The 17921-nt window shown below is 73.8% G+C and carries 18 protein-coding genes; 12 read left to right on the top strand and 6 right to left on the bottom strand.

The window, feature by feature from the left end; translation table 11 throughout:
- Positions 1–47 precede the first annotated feature (47 nt).
- Complete coding sequence (locus tag O7626_RS17070) at positions 48–854, top strand: AfsR/SARP family transcriptional regulator (protein ID WP_278062157.1); 807 nt, start codon at positions 48–50, stop codon at positions 852–854.
- Here O7626_RS17070 and O7626_RS17065 read toward each other — a convergent pair.
- The 3 genes from O7626_RS17065 to O7626_RS17055 all read right to left on the bottom strand — a co-directional run bounded on the left by O7626_RS17065 (position 814) and on the right by O7626_RS17055 (position 3885).
- Positions 814–1668 (bottom strand): class I SAM-dependent methyltransferase, encoded by an 855-nt coding sequence (locus O7626_RS17065; RefSeq protein ID WP_278062156.1) that lies wholly within the window; start codon positions 1666–1668, stop codon positions 814–816. The two genes, O7626_RS17070 and O7626_RS17065, sit on opposite strands and share 41 nt — an antisense overlap.
- 82 nt (positions 1669–1750) lie before the next feature.
- Positions 1751–2779 (bottom strand): lysylphosphatidylglycerol synthase domain-containing protein, encoded by a 1029-nt coding sequence (locus O7626_RS17060; RefSeq protein WP_347404794.1) that lies wholly within the window; start codon positions 2777–2779, stop codon positions 1751–1753.
- Positions 2773–3885 (bottom strand): glycosyltransferase family 2 protein, encoded by a 1113-nt coding sequence (locus O7626_RS17055; RefSeq protein ID WP_278062155.1) that lies wholly within the window; start codon positions 3883–3885, stop codon positions 2773–2775. Before O7626_RS17055 ends, O7626_RS17060 begins: the two co-directional genes overlap by 7 nt.
- A gap of 219 nt (positions 3886–4104) precedes the next feature.
- Here O7626_RS17055 and O7626_RS17050 point away from each other — a divergent pair, with 219 nt between their 5' ends.
- Positions 4105–4563 carry an SAM-dependent methyltransferase gene (locus O7626_RS17050; protein ID WP_278062154.1) on the top strand — a complete coding sequence of 153 codons (459 nt, stop codon included), beginning with the start codon at positions 4105–4107 and terminating at the stop codon, positions 4561–4563.
- 68 nt (positions 4564–4631) lie between these two features.
- Here the strand turns inward: O7626_RS17050 and O7626_RS17045 are convergent, their stop codons facing one another.
- Positions 4632–6047 (bottom strand): glycoside hydrolase family 6 protein, encoded by a 1416-nt coding sequence (locus O7626_RS17045; RefSeq protein WP_278062153.1) that lies wholly within the window; start codon positions 6045–6047, stop codon positions 4632–4634.
- Between the two features lie 348 nt (positions 6048–6395).
- Between O7626_RS17045 and O7626_RS17040 the strand changes: the two genes are divergently transcribed.
- Complete coding sequence (locus O7626_RS17040; RefSeq protein ID WP_278062152.1) at positions 6396–6836, top strand: hypothetical protein; 441 nt, start codon at positions 6396–6398, stop codon at positions 6834–6836.
- 20 nt (positions 6837–6856) lie between these two features.
- On the opposite strand, the gene O7626_RS17035 is transcribed toward O7626_RS17040, so the two are convergent.
- Positions 6857–8608, bottom strand: a complete 1752-nt coding sequence (locus tag O7626_RS17035) for a DEAD/DEAH box helicase (protein WP_278062151.1) — start codon at positions 8606–8608, stop codon at positions 6857–6859.
- Positions 8609–8892: 284 nt separating this feature from the next.
- On the opposite strand from O7626_RS17035, the gene O7626_RS17030 reads away from it, so the two are divergent.
- Positions 8893–9693, top strand: a complete 801-nt coding sequence (locus O7626_RS17030) for an SDR family NAD(P)-dependent oxidoreductase (protein ID WP_278062150.1) — start codon at positions 8893–8895, stop codon at positions 9691–9693.
- A 15-nt stretch (positions 9694–9708) separates the two neighbouring features.
- On the opposite strand, the gene O7626_RS17025 is transcribed toward O7626_RS17030, so the two are convergent.
- On the bottom strand, positions 9709–10215 hold the full coding sequence (locus O7626_RS17025; protein WP_278062149.1) for a DinB family protein: 507 nt from the start codon (positions 10213–10215) through the stop codon (positions 9709–9711).
- Positions 10216–10479: 264 nt separating this feature from the next.
- Between O7626_RS17025 and O7626_RS17020 the strand changes: the two genes are divergently transcribed.
- From O7626_RS17020 to ptsP, 8 genes are all read left to right on the top strand, one after another.
- Positions 10480–11241 carry a DeoR/GlpR family DNA-binding transcription regulator gene (locus O7626_RS17020; RefSeq protein ID WP_278062148.1) on the top strand — a complete coding sequence of 254 codons (762 nt, stop codon included), beginning with the start codon at positions 10480–10482 and terminating at the stop codon, positions 11239–11241.
- Positions 11238–12182, top strand: a complete 945-nt coding sequence (gene pfkB / locus O7626_RS17015; RefSeq protein WP_278062147.1) for a 1-phosphofructokinase — start codon at positions 11238–11240, stop codon at positions 12180–12182. Before O7626_RS17020 ends, pfkB begins: the two co-directional genes overlap by 4 nt.
- Before the next feature lie 123 nt (positions 12183–12305).
- A complete protein-coding gene (locus O7626_RS17010; RefSeq protein ID WP_278062146.1) occupies positions 12306–13520 on the top strand; it encodes a PTS mannitol transporter subunit IICB in 1215 nt (404 codons plus the stop codon).
- Positions 13521–13589: 69 nt separating this feature from the next.
- Positions 13590–13898: a PTS lactose transporter subunit IIB gene (locus tag O7626_RS17005; RefSeq protein WP_278062145.1), complete on the top strand. Its 309-nt coding sequence runs from the start codon at positions 13590–13592 to the stop codon at positions 13896–13898.
- A 1-nt stretch (position 13899) separates the two neighbouring features.
- The gene (locus O7626_RS17000; protein WP_278066191.1) at positions 13900–14349 is read left to right on the top strand and encodes a PTS sugar transporter subunit IIA; all 450 of its coding nucleotides are present in this window, start codon (positions 13900–13902) and stop codon (positions 14347–14349) included.
- Positions 14346–15386, top strand: coding sequence for a zinc-dependent dehydrogenase (locus O7626_RS16995; protein ID WP_278062144.1), 1041 nt, complete (start codon positions 14346–14348; stop codon positions 15384–15386). Before O7626_RS17000 ends, O7626_RS16995 begins: the two co-directional genes overlap by 4 nt.
- 31 nt (positions 15387–15417) lie before the next feature.
- Complete coding sequence (locus O7626_RS16990) at positions 15418–15702, top strand: HPr family phosphocarrier protein (protein ID WP_278062143.1); 285 nt, start codon at positions 15418–15420, stop codon at positions 15700–15702.
- Positions 15695–17347: a phosphoenolpyruvate--protein phosphotransferase gene (gene ptsP, locus O7626_RS16985; protein ID WP_278062142.1), complete on the top strand. Its 1653-nt coding sequence runs from the start codon at positions 15695–15697 to the stop codon at positions 17345–17347. The genes O7626_RS16990 and ptsP overlap by 8 nt, the downstream gene beginning before the upstream one ends.
- The last annotated feature ends 574 nt before the right edge of the window (positions 17348–17921 follow it).

The following is a 17921-nucleotide window of genomic DNA, read 5'->3' as shown; positions in this document are numbered from 1 at the left end:
CGGCCGTGCGGGGGGAAGCTGCGATGCCTGTCTAGGGGGAAGCGAAGATGTCGGAAGACGAGCTGAAAATCCTGCTGCTCGGCCCGATCCGGGCCGAGCGGGGCGACACCAACCTCTACCTGGGTACTCCCCGGCAGCGGGAGGTGCTCGCCGTACTGGCGCTGCGCTGCGGGATGGTGATGTCGGTACCGCAGATCGTCGACGCGATCTGGAACGGGCGCCGGCCCGACTCGGTGGAGAACATGGTGCACACCTACATCGGCCGGCTGCGCCGGGTGCTGGAACATCCGGGCCGGCCGCCGGCGCTGGCCCGGGTGCTCCGCTCCACCCGGCCGGGGTACACCCTCGACATCCCGCCGGTCGCGGTCGACGTCACCCTGTTCGAGCACGACGTCAGGGTGGCCCGGTCGGCGCGGGCGCAGGGCGAACTCTCCCGGGCGCTCGGCCTCTTCCAGCAGGCGCTGGCCCGCTGGTCCGGGCTGGCGCTCCAGGAGGCGGCCGGACCGCTCGCCGAGGCGGAACGGATCCGCCTCACCGAGCTGCGTCAGGACGCGGTGGAGGAGGCCACCGGGGTACGGCTGCTCCTCGGCGACGTGGAGAACCTCGTCTCCGAGCTGCGCTGCATGCTCGCCGAGCAGCCGATGCGGGAACGTCTCTGGGAGTTGCTGCTTGTCGTCCTCGGCCAGACCTCGCGGCGGGCCGAGGCGCTCACCGCCTTCGAGGACGCCCGGATAACCCTGGCCGACCGGCTCGGGGTGGAGCCGGGGCACCGGCTCCAGGACCTGCACCGGCGGTTGCTGCGCAGCGAACCGGTCAGCGTGCGGCCGTGGTGGGAGCGGCGGGTCCCGGTCTGACCCCGGCGCCCGGTTCGACGCGACCCGGCGGGACAGCCGGCGTGGTGTGAACCGGCCCGGTCCCTGGCGCGACACGGCCCTGGGCCTGCTCGGTGGGATCCATCCCGGCGGATCCGCCGCGCACCCGGCTCTCGGCGCCACCGGTCGTCCCGGTCGTCGACCGGCCCGAGCGGCTCCCGGCCCGCCCGGTCCCCGGCCGGCCGGTGAGGACGAAGAAGGCGCCACCGGCAACACCGTCCCCGAGGCGCGCGGGGGCCTCCTCGGCGACGGAGAGTCCACAGTCGCGGACCACCCTGGCGAACTCCTCGGCCGGGGTCTCGGCGTAGATCTGCACCACGATCCGGCCCCGCGGTGTCAGCATCGCCGGCAGCCGACGGAGCAGGTCGGCGGCCTCGGCCGGGCTCAGGTAGTAGACCACCTCGCGGAGCAGGATCGCGTCGTACCGCCGGTCGGTGTGGAAGCCGCGGATGTCGGCCACCTCGAACGACGTGTCCGGCCTGCCGAGCGCGCGGGCCGCCTCGATCGCCCGGGAACTCAGGTCCACCCCGTGGTAGTGGCGGTAGCGGCCCGGCACCAGCGGCAGGTTGGCACTCGTGCCGCAGCCCAGGTCCAGGATCGTCGGCCGGGGCGCCCAGGTCTCGATCAACGACAGCGGCAGCTCCCCGTCGGACATGTCGTCGAGATAGCGCCAGAACCCCAACGCGTACTGCGCGTTCCACCAGGCCGTGTTGATCCGCCTGTTGGACCGGACCAGCACCCGGACGGGAAATCGGATCAGCCGTGCCACCGAGGTACGGACGAACGAACTCGACATGCTGTCACCGACATTCTTCGACTAGGGACAGGATCGGAGCTGTGCGGCGCCGTTCCGGCGCTGTGTGGCGATCGGGCCCGGGTCAGCCGGTCAGCGCGGGGTCGGCGTTCCGGTGGGGGCCGGGCCGCCGTCGGTGCAGGTACTGGGCGAGCAGCAGGCCGCCGGCACCGACCGCCACCTCGCTCAGTGCGCAGACCAGCCGGCTGGTCAGCACCACCGGAGCGGCGACCGGGACCGGTAGCACGGTGGCCAGCCCGACCATCAGCACGGCTTCCCGGACACCGAGCCCGTCCGGCACGACCATCACCAGCAGGCCGGCCACGGTCGCGGCGGCGAAGCCGGCCACACAGACCAGGTAGGAGCGGGCCGGCGGGGCACCGGCGGTCACCGCGAGCAGCCAGAGGTGGTGGCCGGACACCACCCAGGACAGCGACTGGGCGGTGATCGCCCGGCGTACCCCGGCCCGGGAGGCGGCGACCTGTGGCGGTGGCCGACGCAGCAGACGCGCCGTAACGGCGAGCCCCCGGTTGAGCAGGTCCGGACGGACGAAGAGCGCCACCAGCGGCAGTACGGCGAGCAGCATCCACCCGGTCGCGCCACCGAGCACCGCCGGGCCGGCCGCGAGACCGACGGTCATCCCGGTCAGCGCCACCACCACCCAGCTGAGCAGGAAGACACCGGCCAGCCGGACGGCCCCGACGTCGATCTCCCGGCCCATCCGCAGCAGCACTGGCAGCGCCACGAACCGGCCCGGCACGAACTTGGCGAGGAACCCGACGAAGAAGAGCCGGGCGGCGGTCCACCGGTTCACCGCCGCGCCGAGGTCGATGAAGAGCGCCTGCCAGGAGTGGTATCCGAGCAGCAGCCCGACCGAGTTGACCAGCAGCGCACCGCCGACCACCAGCCCGACCTGGACCGGGTCGAGCCGTCGGGCCAGTTCGCGGACCGGCGCCCAGTCCTGGTCCCGCAGGAACAGCGTCAGGCCGACGGCCAGTGCCGCCACGAAGACCACCACGAGCAGTTGGTTGGCCCGCCGCCACCAGCCGGGCCGCCGCCGCACCGCCGCCCGCACCGCCTCGACCGCCGCGCCGGCCCACCGCGGCATCACCACCGGGTCGATCCCGGGGTCAGCGGGGCGACCCGGCCGGGCCGGGGGCGCCGGAGCAGCGCCCGGGTCAGCCCGAGCGCCAGCCCGGCGAACTCGCTCAGGTGGGTCAGGAACCGCATCCCGACGGCGAAGAGCAGGAAGCCCGGCCCGCGTTGCCGGAACGCGAACCCGAGCAGCGCCCGGTCCGCCCCGAGGAAGCCGACCAGCCCAGCCAGCGGCACCGCCAGCAGCCACGGCGACCGGGCGGTCAGCGGCAGCCCGGCGACCGCGACCGCGCTGCCCAGCAGCCCGACCACCGAACCGACGTCGATCCGGTGCGGCGCCCGCCGACCGCTGTTGGCGCGGCCCGGGGCGCCGACCGTCGACCCCGGGGTGCCGGCCGACGGTCCCGGGACCCAGCGCGCCGCGACGACCGCCCCGGCGTACGTGCGGGCCCGGCGGAAGTGCTCCGACAGGTACGGCCCCAACCGGTCCACGTCGTCGTGCCGGCCCAGCACCCGGTCGCTGGTACGGATCTCGTACGCCGTCGGCAGCCGGGTGCCGAACTCGATGTCCTCGGCGTCGCGCAGCCCTTCGTCGAAGCCCCCGACCAGCTCGAACACGGGGCGGGGGAGTGCGGTCAGCGCGAACATCGTGGTCGCGGTGACCCCGACGTCACGGCGCCGCCAGAAGTGCTCGAAGAGCGTCTTGTAGGACTCCACCGGCCCGTCGGCGAAGAGCGGGGTCATCTCGTAGATCCCCTGCACCACGCCGCATTCCGGATGGGCCCGCAGTTCCGCGAGGGCTTCGGCCAGTGCGTCGGGGGCGAGCGCGATGTCCGAGTCGACGAAGAAGAGCACGTCCCCGCCGGCCCGGGCCGCTCCGGCGTTCCGGGCCGCCGAGACGCCCCGGTTCACCGGGAACGCCAGCAGGGTGCAGGGGAACTCGGCGGCGATCCGCGGCGAACGGTCGGTGCTCGCGTCGTCGACGACGATCACCTCGGCCGGCGGGAAGCTCTGCGCGTAGATCGCGGCGAGACAGGCCCGGAGGGTCTTCTCCTTGTTGTAGTTCGGGACGATTACCGACACCCGCGCCGGTCGCGGGTCGACGGTGTGGTCGAGTGGAGACAATGTGCCTGGTCACCCCCCTTTTCCACGGGCCGGTAAACGGTAGCAACCGGCGTACCGCGGTTTCTGGAACCGGCCTGGATTACCGAGTGCGACGGCGTTGCCGCACCGGTCGGCGCTGTCCTGGACGGCTCCTCGGGCGGCACTGTGGAACCCTCGCCACGAGCCCGGCGGTGGCTCCTCGGAGAATGGTGCGGCAGTGCGGAGCCGGGGAAGGTGGAGATGAGCTATCAGGTGGAACCCGTGGCCCGGGTGGTCGGCGGCCGGGGCGAGGCGTTCGAGGACAACTGGCAGGACGTCCGGTCCGTGATCCGGATCGGCGGGCACCTGCCCGCCGACGCGGCGCTCGGGCTGGCCGACTTCTCCCACCTGGAGGTGGTGTTCCTGTTCGACCGGATCGCTCCCGAGCGGGTGAACCCGGCGGCCCGGCACCCGCGCGCCGACTCCCGGTTCCCGGTGCTGGGCATCTTCGCCTCCCGAGGCCCGAACCGGCCGAACCGGCTCGCCGTCTCCCGCTGCCGGCTGATCCGGGTCGACGGGCGGGATCTGCACGTCGCCGACCTGGACGCCCTGGACGGCACACCGGTGCTCGACATCAAGCCCTACCTGCGGGAGTTCGCCCCCCGTACCCCGGTGGTGCAGCCGAGCTGGGCGGACGAGCTGATGCGCGACTACTACTGACCGACGTTCGTCTCCGCCTGTGCGGAGGCGCTGCCGCAGCTGTCGGGACCCGACGACCGACGGGTTCTCTACAGCGGCGGCCAGGCGTTCTGCAGCAACTGCCGGAAGTGCGGCGGGAACCACTCGCCGAACATCGGGGCGTTCGGCATCGCCCCGCTGGTCACCGTGGGGAACGGGGCCGGGCGGTAGGTCGGGTCGCACATCGGCTCGTACCGGCGGTCGGGGTTGAGTACGCTGCTGCCCCCGTCGGACTCGCCCGGCGGCTTGATCCAGGCGTACGCGTGGACACCGGGCGCCGGTGCCGCGACCGGGCGCTCGCCGAGCCCGGCGCCCACCTGGTTGCACCAGTTGCCGAGGTAGCCGCGCCGGTCGGTCCGGCCCGCCTCGACGTACTCCTCGGCGGTTGTCGACGGTCCGGGGCCGGTGGGCCGGTCCGGGCCGCCCCAGCCGTTGCGGGAGGTGTCGACGACCATGCCGACCCGGGAGGAGAAGCCGGCGGCGACCAGCAGCTGCCGCAACCGCTGGGCGTACGGCAGCTCGTCGACGTAGCCGTTGCCGGCGATCCAGGAGGTGTCCCGGACCGGCTGGCCGTCGACCACGTCGTCGACGTCGAGGTAGGGCTCGCGCAGCACGGAGTAGTTGGCGACGTTGACGGTGAAGCCCTGTACGGCCCACTGGGTGCTGCCGGCGGTGTTTGCCGCCTGGTGGAGCAGCGAGGCGGCGGCGGCGCCGTCAGTGGACCAGCCGAGCTGGCCGTGGTGGCTGGCGTCCAGGTAGGCGTAGACGTTCGGCACGGTGGCCAGCCGGGCCAGCGCGTACCCGATGGCGGTGAGGTAGCTGCCCCGGGCCTTGGCCTGGTCGCAGCCAGCGGTCGCGGCGGGTCGGGGCGAGGTGTGGGTGACCAGGTTAGGCAGCGAGTTCGGCTCCACGACGACGACGATCCGCAGGTTCTGGTAGCGCGGGTCGGCGAGGATCTCGACGATCGGGTCGACGAACTCGGTCCGGTACCGGTCGACCTCGTCGACGGCCAGTTCGCCGAAGCTCACCCGGCGTTCGCAGTCCCGTCCCGGCAGGTTGTAGAGGGTCAGCTGCACCAGGCCGGCGCCCTGGTCCAGGGCCGCGCCCAGGTGGGCGTCCAGCCCCATCCGGTCCGGCGTGCCGGCGATGGCGGCGATCTGGTCCAGCCACACCGCGGTCGGCTGGTTGGCGACGGCCGCCCCGCCCGGTTCGGCGGCAGCTCGGGCGGACCACTCCGGATTCACGTACGCCCGGGTGCCGAGGTAGGGGTTGGCGACCCGGATCGACTGCCGGGTGCCGTCCGCGTCCCGGCCCGCCGCCGGTGCGCCGGTCGGGTCGCTTCCGGCGGCGGCCCGGCCCGGCGCGACGACCGGCCCGGCCAGCAGGGCGAGCAGGGTCAGCGCGGTCGTCGTGGTCCGGGCACGACGTGCTCCCGCCGACCCGGGCACGGGTAGCCGTAACGTCATTCCACTCACCCCGCGAGATCCGGCCGTCCAGGGACAGTAATCGATGAACGTGAATAGATAGTACCTCTCCGGAGCCGCCTCGCGCGGCGCTCCGTCAGCCCGGTCGGCGAGGGCGCCGGGGGTCGTCCGGTCGGGGCGGCCGGCGGGTCGACGGCGGATGCCCGGGCCGCCGGCGAGTCCATACCGGACGGTCGGGCTCGGGGCACGCCGGACGGCCGGTGAGCAGGCCGCTCGATCGGCTCCGGCCCGCGCACGGAAGACGCGCAGGACGATCCGAGCGTACGACGAGCCGGCTGCCGTACCCGGGAATGATGGCGGCAAGAGCCGGCGGACCCCAGGGTGGCGACGATGACGAAGCAGTGGGAAGGCACTACCCAGCCGCCCCGGGCCGCCGCGGTGGCCCGGTTCCTCGGCGTGCTCAGCGCGGTCGGGGTGTTCGTCATCTACCTGGCCGGCCTGGCCGTCTCCTACCGGGCCGCGGGCGGGTTGAACGTCGAGGTCTCCGACTCGCCGGCCTGGCTCTATCCGGTGGTGGTGGTCGGCCTGGTGATCGTCGGCAGTCTCGGACTCGTCGCGGCCACCATCGACCCGAGGCGGACGTCCCGGGTCTACCCCTGGATCCTGGTCGGCATCGGCACGATCACCCAGATCGTCTTCGGCCTGGTACTGACCGAGCAGGCGCTCGACCCCCGCAACATCGCGGTGATCGTGCTGCCGCCGTTCACCGCCGCACTCTCCATCGCGGAGTTCGCCCGGGAACTGCGCAACCTGCTCCGCCAGCAGAACTGAGCCCAGGCGCAGGCGCCCGCTCAGCGGTCGTGCTGCCCGGGGCCGGGTTCGCGGTCCCGGCGTACCGTCGCCTTGCGGCCCTTGATGGTGCTCTGCCGCAGCCGGGTGATCACCTCGTTCGCCGCGGACCTCGGCACCTCCACCAGGGAGAACCGGTCGGCGATCTCGATCGAGCCGATCTCCCGACCGCTGACCTGGGTCTCGCCGGTGATCGCGCCGACCAGGTCCTGCGGGCGGATGCCGGCCCGCCGGCCGACCCCGATGAAGAGGCAGGCCATGTCGCCGGAGCGGGGCCGGGCGCCGCGCCGGTCGTCCCGACCGCCGTCCCGTCCGCCGTCGCGCCGGGTACGGCCGTCCCGGTCGGCCCGGAACGCCAGCTGCGGGATGTCCTCCTCCTCGTCGACCGGGCCACCCGCCGACTCGTGGGCCAGCTTCACCGCCGCGAGCGCCACCTCCATCACGTCGAACTCGTCGGTGAGCGTCTCCACGATCACCCGGTACGGGTCGAGGTCGTCCTCCAGCAGGCTCTCGTGCAGCGCCGCCCGGGTCATCTCCAGTCGCCGGGCCCGCAGGTCGGCCACGGTCGGGATCCGGCCGATCGAGATCCGCTGCCCGGTGGTCCGCTCGATCGTCTTGAGCATCCGGTGCTCACGGGGCTCGGCCAGGGTGATCGCCACCCCCTGCCGGCCGGCCCGGCCGACCCGCCCGATCCGGTGCACGTACGACTCCGGAGCCGACGGCACGTCGTAGTTCACCACGTGGGTGAGCTGCTCGATGTCCAGTCCCCGGGCGGCCACGTCGGTGGCCACCAGCAGGTCGGCGGTGCCGGCCCGCAGCCGCCCCATCACCCGGTCCCGCTGTTCCTGGGTCATCCCGCCGTGCAGCGCCTCGGCCCGGTAGCCGCGCCCGTTCATCGTCTCGGTGAGCCGGTCGACCTCCTCCCGGCTCCGGCAGAAGACGATCGCCGCGGTCGGCGCCTCGACGTCGAGGATCCGGCCCAGCGCGGCCGGCTTGTGCGCGCGGGCGACGACGTAACCGGTCTGCCGGACCAGCGGGGCGGTGCCGGTGGGCGACGGCTGCCGGCCGATCTCGATCCGGGCCGGGTCCCGCAGGTACTGCCGGGCCATCCCGTCGATCCGGGCCGGCATCGTGGCGGAGAAGAGCACCGTCTGCCGCTGCTCGGGTACGTGTTGCAGGATCGCCTCGATGTCCTCGGCGAATCCCATGTCGAGCATCTCGTCGGCCTCGTCCAGCACCACCGTGCCGAGGCCGTCCAGCCGCAGGGTGTCCCGGGCGATGTGGTCCAGCGCCCGCCCCGGGGTGGCCACCACCACGTCGACCCCGCCGTCCAGCGCCCGCAACTGCCGGGCGATCGGCTGGCCCCCGTAGATCGGCAGCACCCGTACCCCGAGGTCGCGGCCGTACCGGTGGATCGCCTCGGAGACCTGCACGGCCAGCTCCCGGGTCGGCACCAGGATCAGCGCCGCCGGTGCCCCGGAGCGCCGGTCGGCCGGCAGCCGGTGCAGCAGCGGCAGTGCGAAGGCGGCGGTCTTGCCGGTCCCGGTCGCGGCCTGGCCGAGCAGGTCCTGGCCGGCCAGCAGGGGCGGGATGGCGGCCCGCTGGATGGCGGTCGGCTCCTCGTAGCCCAGCGTGCCGAGCGCGTCCAGGAGTTCGGTCCGCAGCCCGAGGTCGGCGAAGGTGCCGGAGTCCTCGTCGGGGTCGTTCGGGCTCGTGCTGACCGGCGGAGCGGGCGGTGCGCTGTCGGAACTCATGCCCAACAGCTTTTCACCACGCCCGACCGGGCGTTGCGGCGACCGGCGATCCGGGCCCCGGGCCCCGCCCGCCGACCGGGTCCGGCTGGGCCACTGTGGCCGTGGTCACCTGCGTCGTGGTGGTTCCGGCCAGCGAGGCCGCGAGGTCGACGGACACCCCCGGCACGTTAGCCCGCACCCCGGGCGCCGTGCCGCGCGATTCAGCCGGCCTGCTGCCCACCCCGGCCCGGTCGGGTGCGGGCGGCGCTACCCGGCAGGGCGGGTTCGGCGATACCGTCTGCGTCGTGCCTGCGGAAAACTCGGGACTCGCCCTGCCCGGCGCGGCCGTGGTGGTGACCGGGGCCGGGTCCGGCATCGGTGCGGCGCTGGCCACCCGGTTCGCCACCGAGGGCGCCCGGGTGCTTGTCAACGACCTCGACGCGGACGCGGCCCGGTCGGTCGCGGCCCGGATCGGCGGCGAGGTCTTCCCGGCCGACGCGGCGGACCCGGCGGCAGTGGCCGCGCTGGTCCGGTACGCCCGGCAGCGGTTCGGCCGGATCGACCTGTTCTGCGCCAACGCGGGGGTGCCGGGCACCGGCGGGCTGGACGCCGCCGACCAGACCTGGGAACACGCCTGGCGGGTCAACGCGATGTCCCCGGTGTACGCCGCCCGCGAGCTGCTGCCCGACTGGCTGGCCGCCGGGCGCGGCCGGCTCCTCGTCACCGCCTCGGCGGCCGGTCTGCTCACCCTGCTCGGCGCCGCCCCGTACTCGGTGACCAAGCACGCGGCGGTGGCGTTCGCCGAGTGGCTGCGGGCGAGCTACGCCCATCGGGGCGTCGTGGTGCAGGCGCTCTGTCCACAGGGGGTTCGCACCCCGATGCTGGAGCGGGGCGAGGGACCCGGGGCGGCCCTGCTCGCCGCCGGGGCGGTCGACCCGGAGCAGGTCGCCGAGGCGGTGCTGGCGGCGCTGGCCGACGACCGCTTCCTGGTGCTGCCGCACCCGGAGGTGGCGACGTACTACCGCCGCCGGGCCGCCGACCCGGACCGCTGGCTGCGAGGCATGAACCAGGTGCAGCGCGACCTCGAACGGCCCGCCGGAGACTGAACCGCCGGGTTGCCGCTACTCGCCGACCTGGCCGTCGATCGCCTCCCTGATCAGGTCGGCGTGCCCGTTGTGCCGGGCGTACTCGTCGATCATGTGGTTGAGCACCCAGCGGAGCGAGAGGGACTGTCCGGTGATCACGTGGGTGCTGAGCGCCTCCAGCGGACGCTCGGCGGTGATCCGGCGGGACGTCTCGACCTCGGCTCGCCAGATCGCGAAGGACGCCTCGCCGGTGGCGGAGTCGAGGTCGTCGAAGTCCTCCCCAAGCTTGCCGGTGGCCGTGTAGAGGCTGCCGGGATAGTTCTCGGCGATCCCGCCCTGGAAATACCACCGCTCGACGCCGGCCAGGTGCCGCACCAGGCCGAGCAGGGTGAGGTTGGAGGTGGGGACCGCCCGTCGACGGAGTTGCTCGTCGGGAAGTCCGGCGCAGGTGCGGACCAGCGCCTTCCGGTGCCAGTCGAGGAAGCAGGTCAGCAGGGTCCGCTCGTCGGCGTCGGCCGGGAGCTGGAAACGGTCGTCATGCACGGCCCGGATGGTAGGCGGCGGGTGTGTCATTGACTCCCCACCCGACACGAACGGACATCGTTGTCGGTTTGGGTCTGGCTCGGTGACGAGCCGCAGGCTCACCGTGTTCGGCGAGGGTGCACCTCTTCACCTGGTCGTATTGCACCGGATCATGCCCAACTGCGTCGTCGGGATGACCAGACTGTTACGTCTGGATGTTGACTCACCACAGCAACGGGCGTAAACAGAAGAGAATCAAAAGCAATCGGGCGGGAGATTTTCCGGATGTACGCCGAGGAACGTCAGCAGGAGATCCTGCGCCTGGCCCGCGAGGCAGGCCGGGTCGACGTGGTGACGCTGGCCGAGGGCCTGAACGTGACCGCGGAGACGATCCGTCGCGACCTGACCGTGCTGGAGCGGGCCGGGGTGCTCCGCCGGGTGCACGGCGGGGCGATCCCGGTCGAGCGGATCGGCTTCGAGCCCGCCCTCGCCGCCCGGGACGCCGTGCTCATCAGCGAGAAGGAGCGGATCGCCAAGGCGGCACTCGCCGAACTTCCCGACGAGGGTGCGGTCATCCTGGACGCCGGCACCACCACCGCCCGGCTGGCGCACCTGCTGCCCCTCGACCGCGAGCTGACCGTGGTGGTCAACTCGCCGGTGCTGGCCTCCGCGCTCGGCCTGAAGCCCAACCTGACGGTGCTGCTGCTCGGCGGCCGGTTGCGCGGCAAGACACTGGCCACAGTGGACGACTGGGCACTGCGACCGCTGGCCGAGCTCTATGTCGACGTCGCCTTCATGGGCACCAACGGCTGCTCGGTCGAGCGCGGGATGACCACCCCGGACCCGGCCGAGGCGGCGGTGAAGCGGGCGATGATCGGTGCCGCCCGCCGGGTGGTACTGCTCGCCGACCACACCAAGATCGGGAACGACTACCTGGCCCGGTTCGGCACCCTGGCCGACCTCGACCTGCTGATCACCGACAACGGGCTCGACCAGGAACTCGCCGACGAGGTGGAGGCGGCCGGCGTACGGGTGGTCCGGGCATGATCCTCACCGTCACGCTCAACCCCAGTCTGGACCGGGCGATGGAGATCGACCGGCTGGAGCGGGGTGCGGTGATCCGGGCCGCCTCCACCCGGCTGGACCCGGGCGGCAAGGGCGTCAACGTCTCCCGGGCGCTGCTGGCCAACGGGATGCCCTCCCGGGCCGTGCTCCCGGTCGGCGGCGAGGAGGGCGCCCAGCTCGTCCGGCTGCTGGAGAGCGAGGGCGTCGAGCCGCTGGTGGTGCCGATCGCCGGGCGTACCCGGTCGAACATCACCCTCGCCGAGCCGGACGGCACGGTAACGAAGATCAACGAGTCCGGCCCGGTCCTGGCCGGACCGGAGTTCGCCGAGATCACCAGGGCGGTGCTGGCGGCGGCCGACTCGGCCGACTGGGTGGTGGCCTGCGGCAGCGTGCCGCCGGGACTGCCGGTGGCGGCCTTCGGCGACCTCTGCGCCCGGCTGGTCGACGCCGGGGTCCGGCTCGCGGTCGACACCAGCGGGCCGGCGCTGCGGGCCGCCGCGGAAGCCGGGGTGGCGCTGGTCAAGCCGAACCGCGAGGAACTGGCCGAGGCGGTCGGCGCCCCGCTCCGGTCCCTCGGTGACGTGGTCGACGCCGCCGCCCGGCTCCGGAGTTGGGGTGCCGGCAGCGTACTGGCCAGCCTCGGCGCCGACGGCGCGGTGCTGGTCGACCCGACCGGCGTGCTGACCGGCGAGTCGCCGGTGGCACAGCCGAGGAGCACGGTCGGGGCCGGGGACGCGCTGCTGGCCGGCTTCCTGGCCGCCGGAGCCGACGGCCCGGACGCCCTCGCCGAGGGGCTCGCCTGGGGGGCGGCGGCGGTCAGCCTGCCCGGCAGCCGGATGCCCGGCCCCGCCGACCTGGTCCGGAACGCCGTCCGACTCCATCCCCGGCCGGACCTGGTCCGGCCGCTGCTGCCGCAGGGGTGAACCGGTGAGCCCAGCGACGCAACCAGGAAACCGCCGGTCCCGGCCGATCCGGGCCGGCGGCACGACATCCGAACCCGGCCGCGTTCGGTAACGCGGGCCATACCTCTGCGAAGGAGTCCCCCAATGGCCATGTCGTACACCCCGGAGGTCCAGGGCACCGGCTTCAAAGCCCGGGTCCAGCGGATCGGCGGGCACCTGGCCGGGATGGTGATGCCCAACATCGGGGCATTCATCGCCTGGGGCCTGATCACCGCGCTCTTCATCCCGACCGGCTGGCTGCCCAACGAGGACCTGGCCAAGCTGGTCGACCCGATGATCTTCAGCCTGCTGCCGATCCTGATCGGCTACACCGGCGGCCGGATCGTGCACGGCCAGCGCGGTGCGGTGGTCGGCGCGGTCGCCACGGTAGGCATGATCGTCGGGGCGGACATCCCGATGTTCCTCGGCGCGATGATCATGGGTCCCGCCGCCGCGTACCTGGTCAAGCTCTTCGACGGGCTGGTCCGGAACCGGATCCGCCCCGGCTTCGAGATGCTCGTCGACAACTTCTCCGCCGGCATCGTCGGCGGCGGGATGGCGCTGCTCGGGGTCTGGCTGATCGGCCCGGTGGTGGCCCGGCTCAGCGACTGGGCCGGTGCCGGGGTGGACTGGCTGATCGGACAGAACCTGCTGCCGGTCGCCTCCGTACTCGTCGAACCGGCCAAGGTGCTCTTCCTGAACAACGCGATCAACCACGGCGTACTCTCGCCGCTGGCCGTGGCGCAGGCGCAGGAGACCGGCAAGTCGATCCTGTTCATGATCGAGTCGAACCCCGGCCCGGGCCTCGGCCTGCTGCTCGCGTTCTTCCTCTTCGGGCCGCGTTCGCTGCGCCCGAGCGTGCCGGCGGCCGGCATCATCCACTTCCTCGGCGGCATCCACGAGATCTACTTCCCGTACGTGCTGATGAAGCCGCGGCTGATCCTCGCCACCATCGCCGGTGGCGCCGCCGGGGTCGCCACCTTCATGGCCACCGGTGCCGGGCTGGTCGCCACCCCCTCGCCGGGCAGCATCTTCGCCTACGCGGCGGTCACCCCGCGCGGCGGCTGGTTCGGCATGGTGCTCGGCGTCCTGATCGCCACCGCCGTCTCCTTCGTGGTCGCCTCGGCGCTGCTCGGCTTCGGCCGGCTCAACGGCGAACCGGAGACCGCCGACGCCGACGGGACCGGCCGGGCTGCCGACGCCGACGAGGCCACCGCAGACGGGACCGTCCGGGCCGGTGCGCCGGCCTCCGCCGGCACCGCGGCCGGGGACCGCGAGAGCAGCCCGGCGGTGGCGCGCTCGGCCACCGCCGAGAGCTGAACCGGAAGGTGAGCGCCGCGACCGGCCGGAAGCCGACCGGACCAGCGTACGAACGGAAGGGGTAACGCCATGGGCAGCATCAACGGTAGGGACATCCACAAGGTCGTCGTCGCCTGCGACGCCGGGATGGGCAGCAGCGTCATGCTCGCCAGCCAGCTCCGCAAGCAGCTGAAGAAGTACTCGGTCGCGGTGGAGCACACCCCGGTCAACTCGATCCCGGGTGACGCCGACGTGGTGATCACACACAACGGGCTGGCCGCCCGCGCCCGGGCCGCCGCCCCGGGCAAGATCGTCGTGCCGTTCCAGGTCTTCCTCGGCGACCCGGCGGTGACCGCGGTGGTCAAGGCGATCGAGTCCGGCGGTGAGGTCAGTGGCTGAGCTGACCGGCGACCTGCTCGACCGGCGGGCGATCCTGCTGACCGAGACCGCCGCCGACCGCGACGACGCGATCCGGCGCTGCGGCGAGGCCCTGGTCGAGATCGACGCGGTGCATCCGGAGTACGTGCGGAGCATGCTCGACCGGGAACGCTCGGTCTCGACGTACGTCGGCGAGGGGGTGGCGATCCCGCACGGCACGCTCGCCGGCAAGGACCTGGTGCACCGGGACGCGCTGGCGGTGCTCCGGTTTCCGGCTCGCGTGGACTGGGGCGGCCAGCCGGTCACCGTCTGCGTGGCGATAGCCGCCCGCGGCGACGGCCACGTCGAGCTGCTGGCCAGCCTCGCCGAGATCCTGCTCGACACCGACCGGGCCCGCGCGCTGCGCGAGGCCACCGATCCCGAAGACGTGCTGGCCCTGCTCACGCCGGCACCGGAGGACAGCAACCGATGAAGGCCGTTCGATTCCACGCCCCCGGCGACGTACGCATCGAGGACGTCCCCGAGCCCACCCCGGGCCCCGGCGACGTGAAGATCCGGGTACGCAACTGCTCGACCTGCGGCACCGACGTGAAGATCTCGAAGTTCGGGCACCACCACATCCACCCGCCCCGGGTGATGGGGCACGAGATCGCCGGCGAGGTGGTGCAGACCGGTGCCGGGGTGACCGGCTGGGCGGCCGGCGACCGGGTGCAGGTGATCGCGGCGATCCCGTGCGGCACCTGCGCCGAGTGCCGCGGCGGCCGGCTGACCGTCTGCCCGAACCAGGAGTCGATGGGCTACCACTACGAGGGCGGCTTCGCGCAGTACCTGGTGGTCCCGGCGAAGGTGCTGGCGGTCGACGGGCTGAACCGGATCCCGGACGGGGTCGGGTACGCCGAGGCGTCGGTGGCCGAGCCGCTGGCCTGCGTACTCAACGGGCAGGAGTTGGCCGGGGTCGGCGCCGGTGACGACGTAGTGGTGGTCGGCTCCGGGCCGATCGGCTGCCTGCACGTCCGGCTGGCCCGGGCCCGGGGCGCCGGTCGGGTCTTCCTGGTCGACCTGAACCGGGAACGGCTGGAGCTGGCGGCCGGACTGGTCCGGCCGGACGCGGCGATCTGCGGCGCCGAGGTGGACCCGGTCGACGAGGTGCTGAAGCTGACCGACGGGCGCGGCGCGGACGTGATCATCACGGCGGCGGCCTCCGGCGCGGCCCAGGAGCAGGCGGTGCAGATGGCCGCCCGGCAGGGCCGGATCAGCTTCTTCGGCGGCCTGCCAAAGGACGACCCGGTGATCTCGCTCGACTCGAACCTGGTGCACTACCGCGAGCTGACGATCGTCGGCGCCAACGGTTCCAGCCCGGCGCAGAACGCCGAGGCGCTGCGGCTGATCGCCACCGGCGCGGTCCCGGTGGCCGATCTGATCACCCACCGGCTTCCGCTGGAGCAGGCCATCGACGCCTTCGGCGTGGTCGCCCGGGGCGAGGCCATCAAGGTCACCATCGAACCCTGACAGATCGAACCTGCGAGAGAGGGAGGCCAGCATGGCTACCCGTACGGTGACTGTCGGTTCCGCCAGCGGTCTGCACGCCCGCCCGGCGGCGCTCTTCGTCGCGGCGGCCGGCGCGGCACCGGTGCCGGTGACCATCCGGACCGGTGAGCGGCGCCCGGTACCCGCGAACAGCATGCTCTCGGTGCTCGCCCTCGGAGCCAAGCAGGGTACCGAGGTGGTGCTGGAGGCCGACGGCGAGGGCGCCGAGGCGGCCCTGCACGGTCTCGCCGAGCTGCTGGCCCGGGACCTGGACGCCGAGGAGCCGGCCGATGCCTGAGCCCGCCGCCCCGGCGGAGCTGCGCGGCATCGGGGTCAGCCCGGGGCTGGCCGGTGGACCGGTGCTGCGGGTCGCCGGGGTGCCGGCGCTGCCCGCGCCTGTGCCGGTGACCGATCCGGCGGCCGAGGCGGACCGGGCGGTGGCGGCACTGCGTGAGGTGGTCGCCGAGTTGACCCGCCGAGCCGACCGCTCGGGGGAGAAGACCCTTGTCGACGTACTCCGGGCCCAGGCGATGATGGCCGAGGACCCGGTGCTGCTCGACGCCGTACGCGAGAAGGTGCTGGCCGGTTCCGACGGGCCGCACGCCATCGACGCGGCCTTCGCCACCCACCGGGCGGCGTTCGAGGCGGCCGGCGGATACCTCGCCGAGCGGGTCGCCGACCTGGACGACCTGCGCGACCGGGCGGTGGCGGTCTGCCTCGGCCGGCCGATGCCCGGAGTGCCCGCCCCGGGGCACCGGTACGTGCTCGCCGCCTGGGACCTGGCCCCGGCCGACACCGTCGACCTGGACCCGGAGCAGGTGGTCGCGCTGGTCACCGAGTCCGGCGGCCCGACCAGCCACACCGCGATCCTGGCCCGCGCGCTCGGGCTGCCCGCCGTGGTCGCCTGCCCCGGGATCCGCGACCTCGCCGACGGCACGACGGTACTCGTCGACGGCGCCAGCGGAGTGGTCCGGCTCGATGTCGACCCCGCCGAGGTGACCGCCGCCGAGCACGCCGACCGGGAACGGCGGGCGGCGGTGGCCGCGGTCTCCGGCCCGGGGCGGACCGCCGACGGGCACCCGGTGGCGCTGCTCGGCAACGTCGGCTCGGTCCGGGATGTGGCGGCGGCCGACGGTGCCGAGGGGGTCGGGCTGTTCCGCACCGAACTGCTCTTCCTGGACCGTGCCCGGGAGCCGTCGGTGGACGAGCAGGCCGAGGCGTACCGGGAGGTCTTCGCGGCGCTCGACGGGCGCCGGGTGGTGATCCGCACCCTGGACGCGGGCGCGGACAAGCCACTGCCGTTCCTCGGCCAGGCAGACGAGCCGAACCCGGCCCTCGGGGTACGCGGCCTGCGGCTGGCCCGGCAGCGTCCCGAGCTGCTGCACCGCCAGTTGGCGGCGATCGCCCGCGCGGCCGGGCAGACCGGGGCGGAGGTCTGGGTGATGGCGCCGATGGTCGCCACCCGGGCCGAGGCGGCCGGCTTCGCCGACGCGGTGCACGCCGCGGGGCTGCCGAAGGCCGGGGTGATGGTCGAGGTGCCGGCGGCGGCACTGCGCGCCGCCCAGTTGCTGGAGGTCGTCGACTTCCTCAGCATCGGCACCAACGACCTCAGCCAGTACGCCTTCGCCGCCGACCGGCAGTCCGGACTGCTGGCCGAGCTGCTGGACCCGTGGCAGCCGGCCCTGCTGCGGCTGGTCGCCGAGGTCGGCGCGGCCGGACGGGCCGCCGGCAAGCCGGTCGGGGTATGCGGCGAGGCGGCGGCCGATCCGCTGCTCGCCCCGGTCCTGGTCGGCCTCGGCATGGCCAGCCTCTCGATGTCCGGCCGGTCGCTGGGCCCGGTACGGGCGGCGCTGGCGCAGCGCACGTACGCCGACTGCGTACGGCTGGCCCGGCTCGCCCTGGACGCCGACGACCCCGAGCAGGCCCGCAAGGCGGTCACCTGACCGGCACCGGGTCGGCCGCCGCGCCCGGTCGGCCGGGTCCGTCCGACCGTCACCCGCGCCGTCGGGTGAACCGCCCAGAACCCGGCTAGCGCGGTACCGGCGGCCTCGGGCCGCGTTGCCGCCTGCCCGCCTGCGTGCTCACCCTGCCTGCGTGCTGACCCTGCCTGCCCGCCTGCGTGCACGCCTGCCCGCCTGCGTGCACGCGTGCCTGCTTGCCCGCCTGCCGGGCCATACCTCGCGTGCGCGACTGTCGAGCTGGGTGCACAGGCGGGGCGCGACATTCCGGGCATGGTCGCGGACCTGTTGGGCGCGCAGGCGGGGCAGCTCGACAGTCCCCGTCCGGGGACCCCTGGCCGGTCGCTGATCGCGATGAGAGCCCCGGATCCACGCGATGAACGGTCCGGAACTACCGGGACCGCGGGACCGGGGCGTCCGTCCGGCGGGACCCGGGGGGTCCGTCCTGCGAGACCGGGGCGCCCGTCCGGCAGGGAACCGGGGGCCGCCGGGCGAGGCCGGGGCACGGATCGGCCCACGCCTGCGGATGCTGGCGTGGGCCGCTGTGCGGGGGAGGAGA

It is taken from the genome of Micromonospora sp. WMMD1102 (assembly GCF_029626265.1).
Classification (GTDB): Bacteria; Actinomycetota; Actinomycetes; order Mycobacteriales; family Micromonosporaceae; genus Plantactinospora.
This window is presented reverse-complemented; position numbering and strand designations above follow the sequence as displayed.

Coding starts and splice junctions, on each gene's coding strand:
- O7626_RS17040 (WP_278062152.1), top strand. CDS start 6,396: ATGACGAAGCAGTGGGAAGGCACTACCCAGCCGCCCCGGGCCGCCGCG.
- O7626_RS17065 (WP_278062156.1), bottom strand. CDS start 1,668: ATGTCGAGTTCGTTCGTCCGTACCTCGGTGGCACGGCTGATCCGATTT.
- O7626_RS17070 (WP_278062157.1), top strand. CDS start 48: ATGTCGGAAGACGAGCTGAAAATCCTGCTGCTCGGCCCGATCCGGGCC.
- O7626_RS17010 (WP_278062146.1), top strand. CDS start 12,306: ATGGCCATGTCGTACACCCCGGAGGTCCAGGGCACCGGCTTCAAAGCC.
- pfkB (WP_278062147.1), top strand. CDS start 11,238: ATGATCCTCACCGTCACGCTCAACCCCAGTCTGGACCGGGCGATGGAG.
- O7626_RS17020 (WP_278062148.1), top strand. CDS start 10,480: ATGTACGCCGAGGAACGTCAGCAGGAGATCCTGCGCCTGGCCCGCGAG.
- ptsP (WP_278062142.1), top strand. CDS start 15,695: ATGCCTGAGCCCGCCGCCCCGGCGGAGCTGCGCGGCATCGGGGTCAGC.
- O7626_RS17050 (WP_278062154.1), top strand. CDS start 4,105: ATGAGCTATCAGGTGGAACCCGTGGCCCGGGTGGTCGGCGGCCGGGGC.
- O7626_RS16995 (WP_278062144.1), top strand. CDS start 14,346: ATGAAGGCCGTTCGATTCCACGCCCCCGGCGACGTACGCATCGAGGAC.
- O7626_RS17045 (WP_278062153.1), bottom strand. CDS start 6,047: ATGACGTTACGGCTACCCGTGCCCGGGTCGGCGGGAGCACGTCGTGCC.
- O7626_RS17005 (WP_278062145.1), top strand. CDS start 13,590: ATGGGCAGCATCAACGGTAGGGACATCCACAAGGTCGTCGTCGCCTGC.
- O7626_RS16990 (WP_278062143.1), top strand. CDS start 15,418: ATGGCTACCCGTACGGTGACTGTCGGTTCCGCCAGCGGTCTGCACGCC.
- O7626_RS17035 (WP_278062151.1), bottom strand. CDS start 8,608: ATGAGTTCCGACAGCGCACCGCCCGCTCCGCCGGTCAGCACGAGCCCG.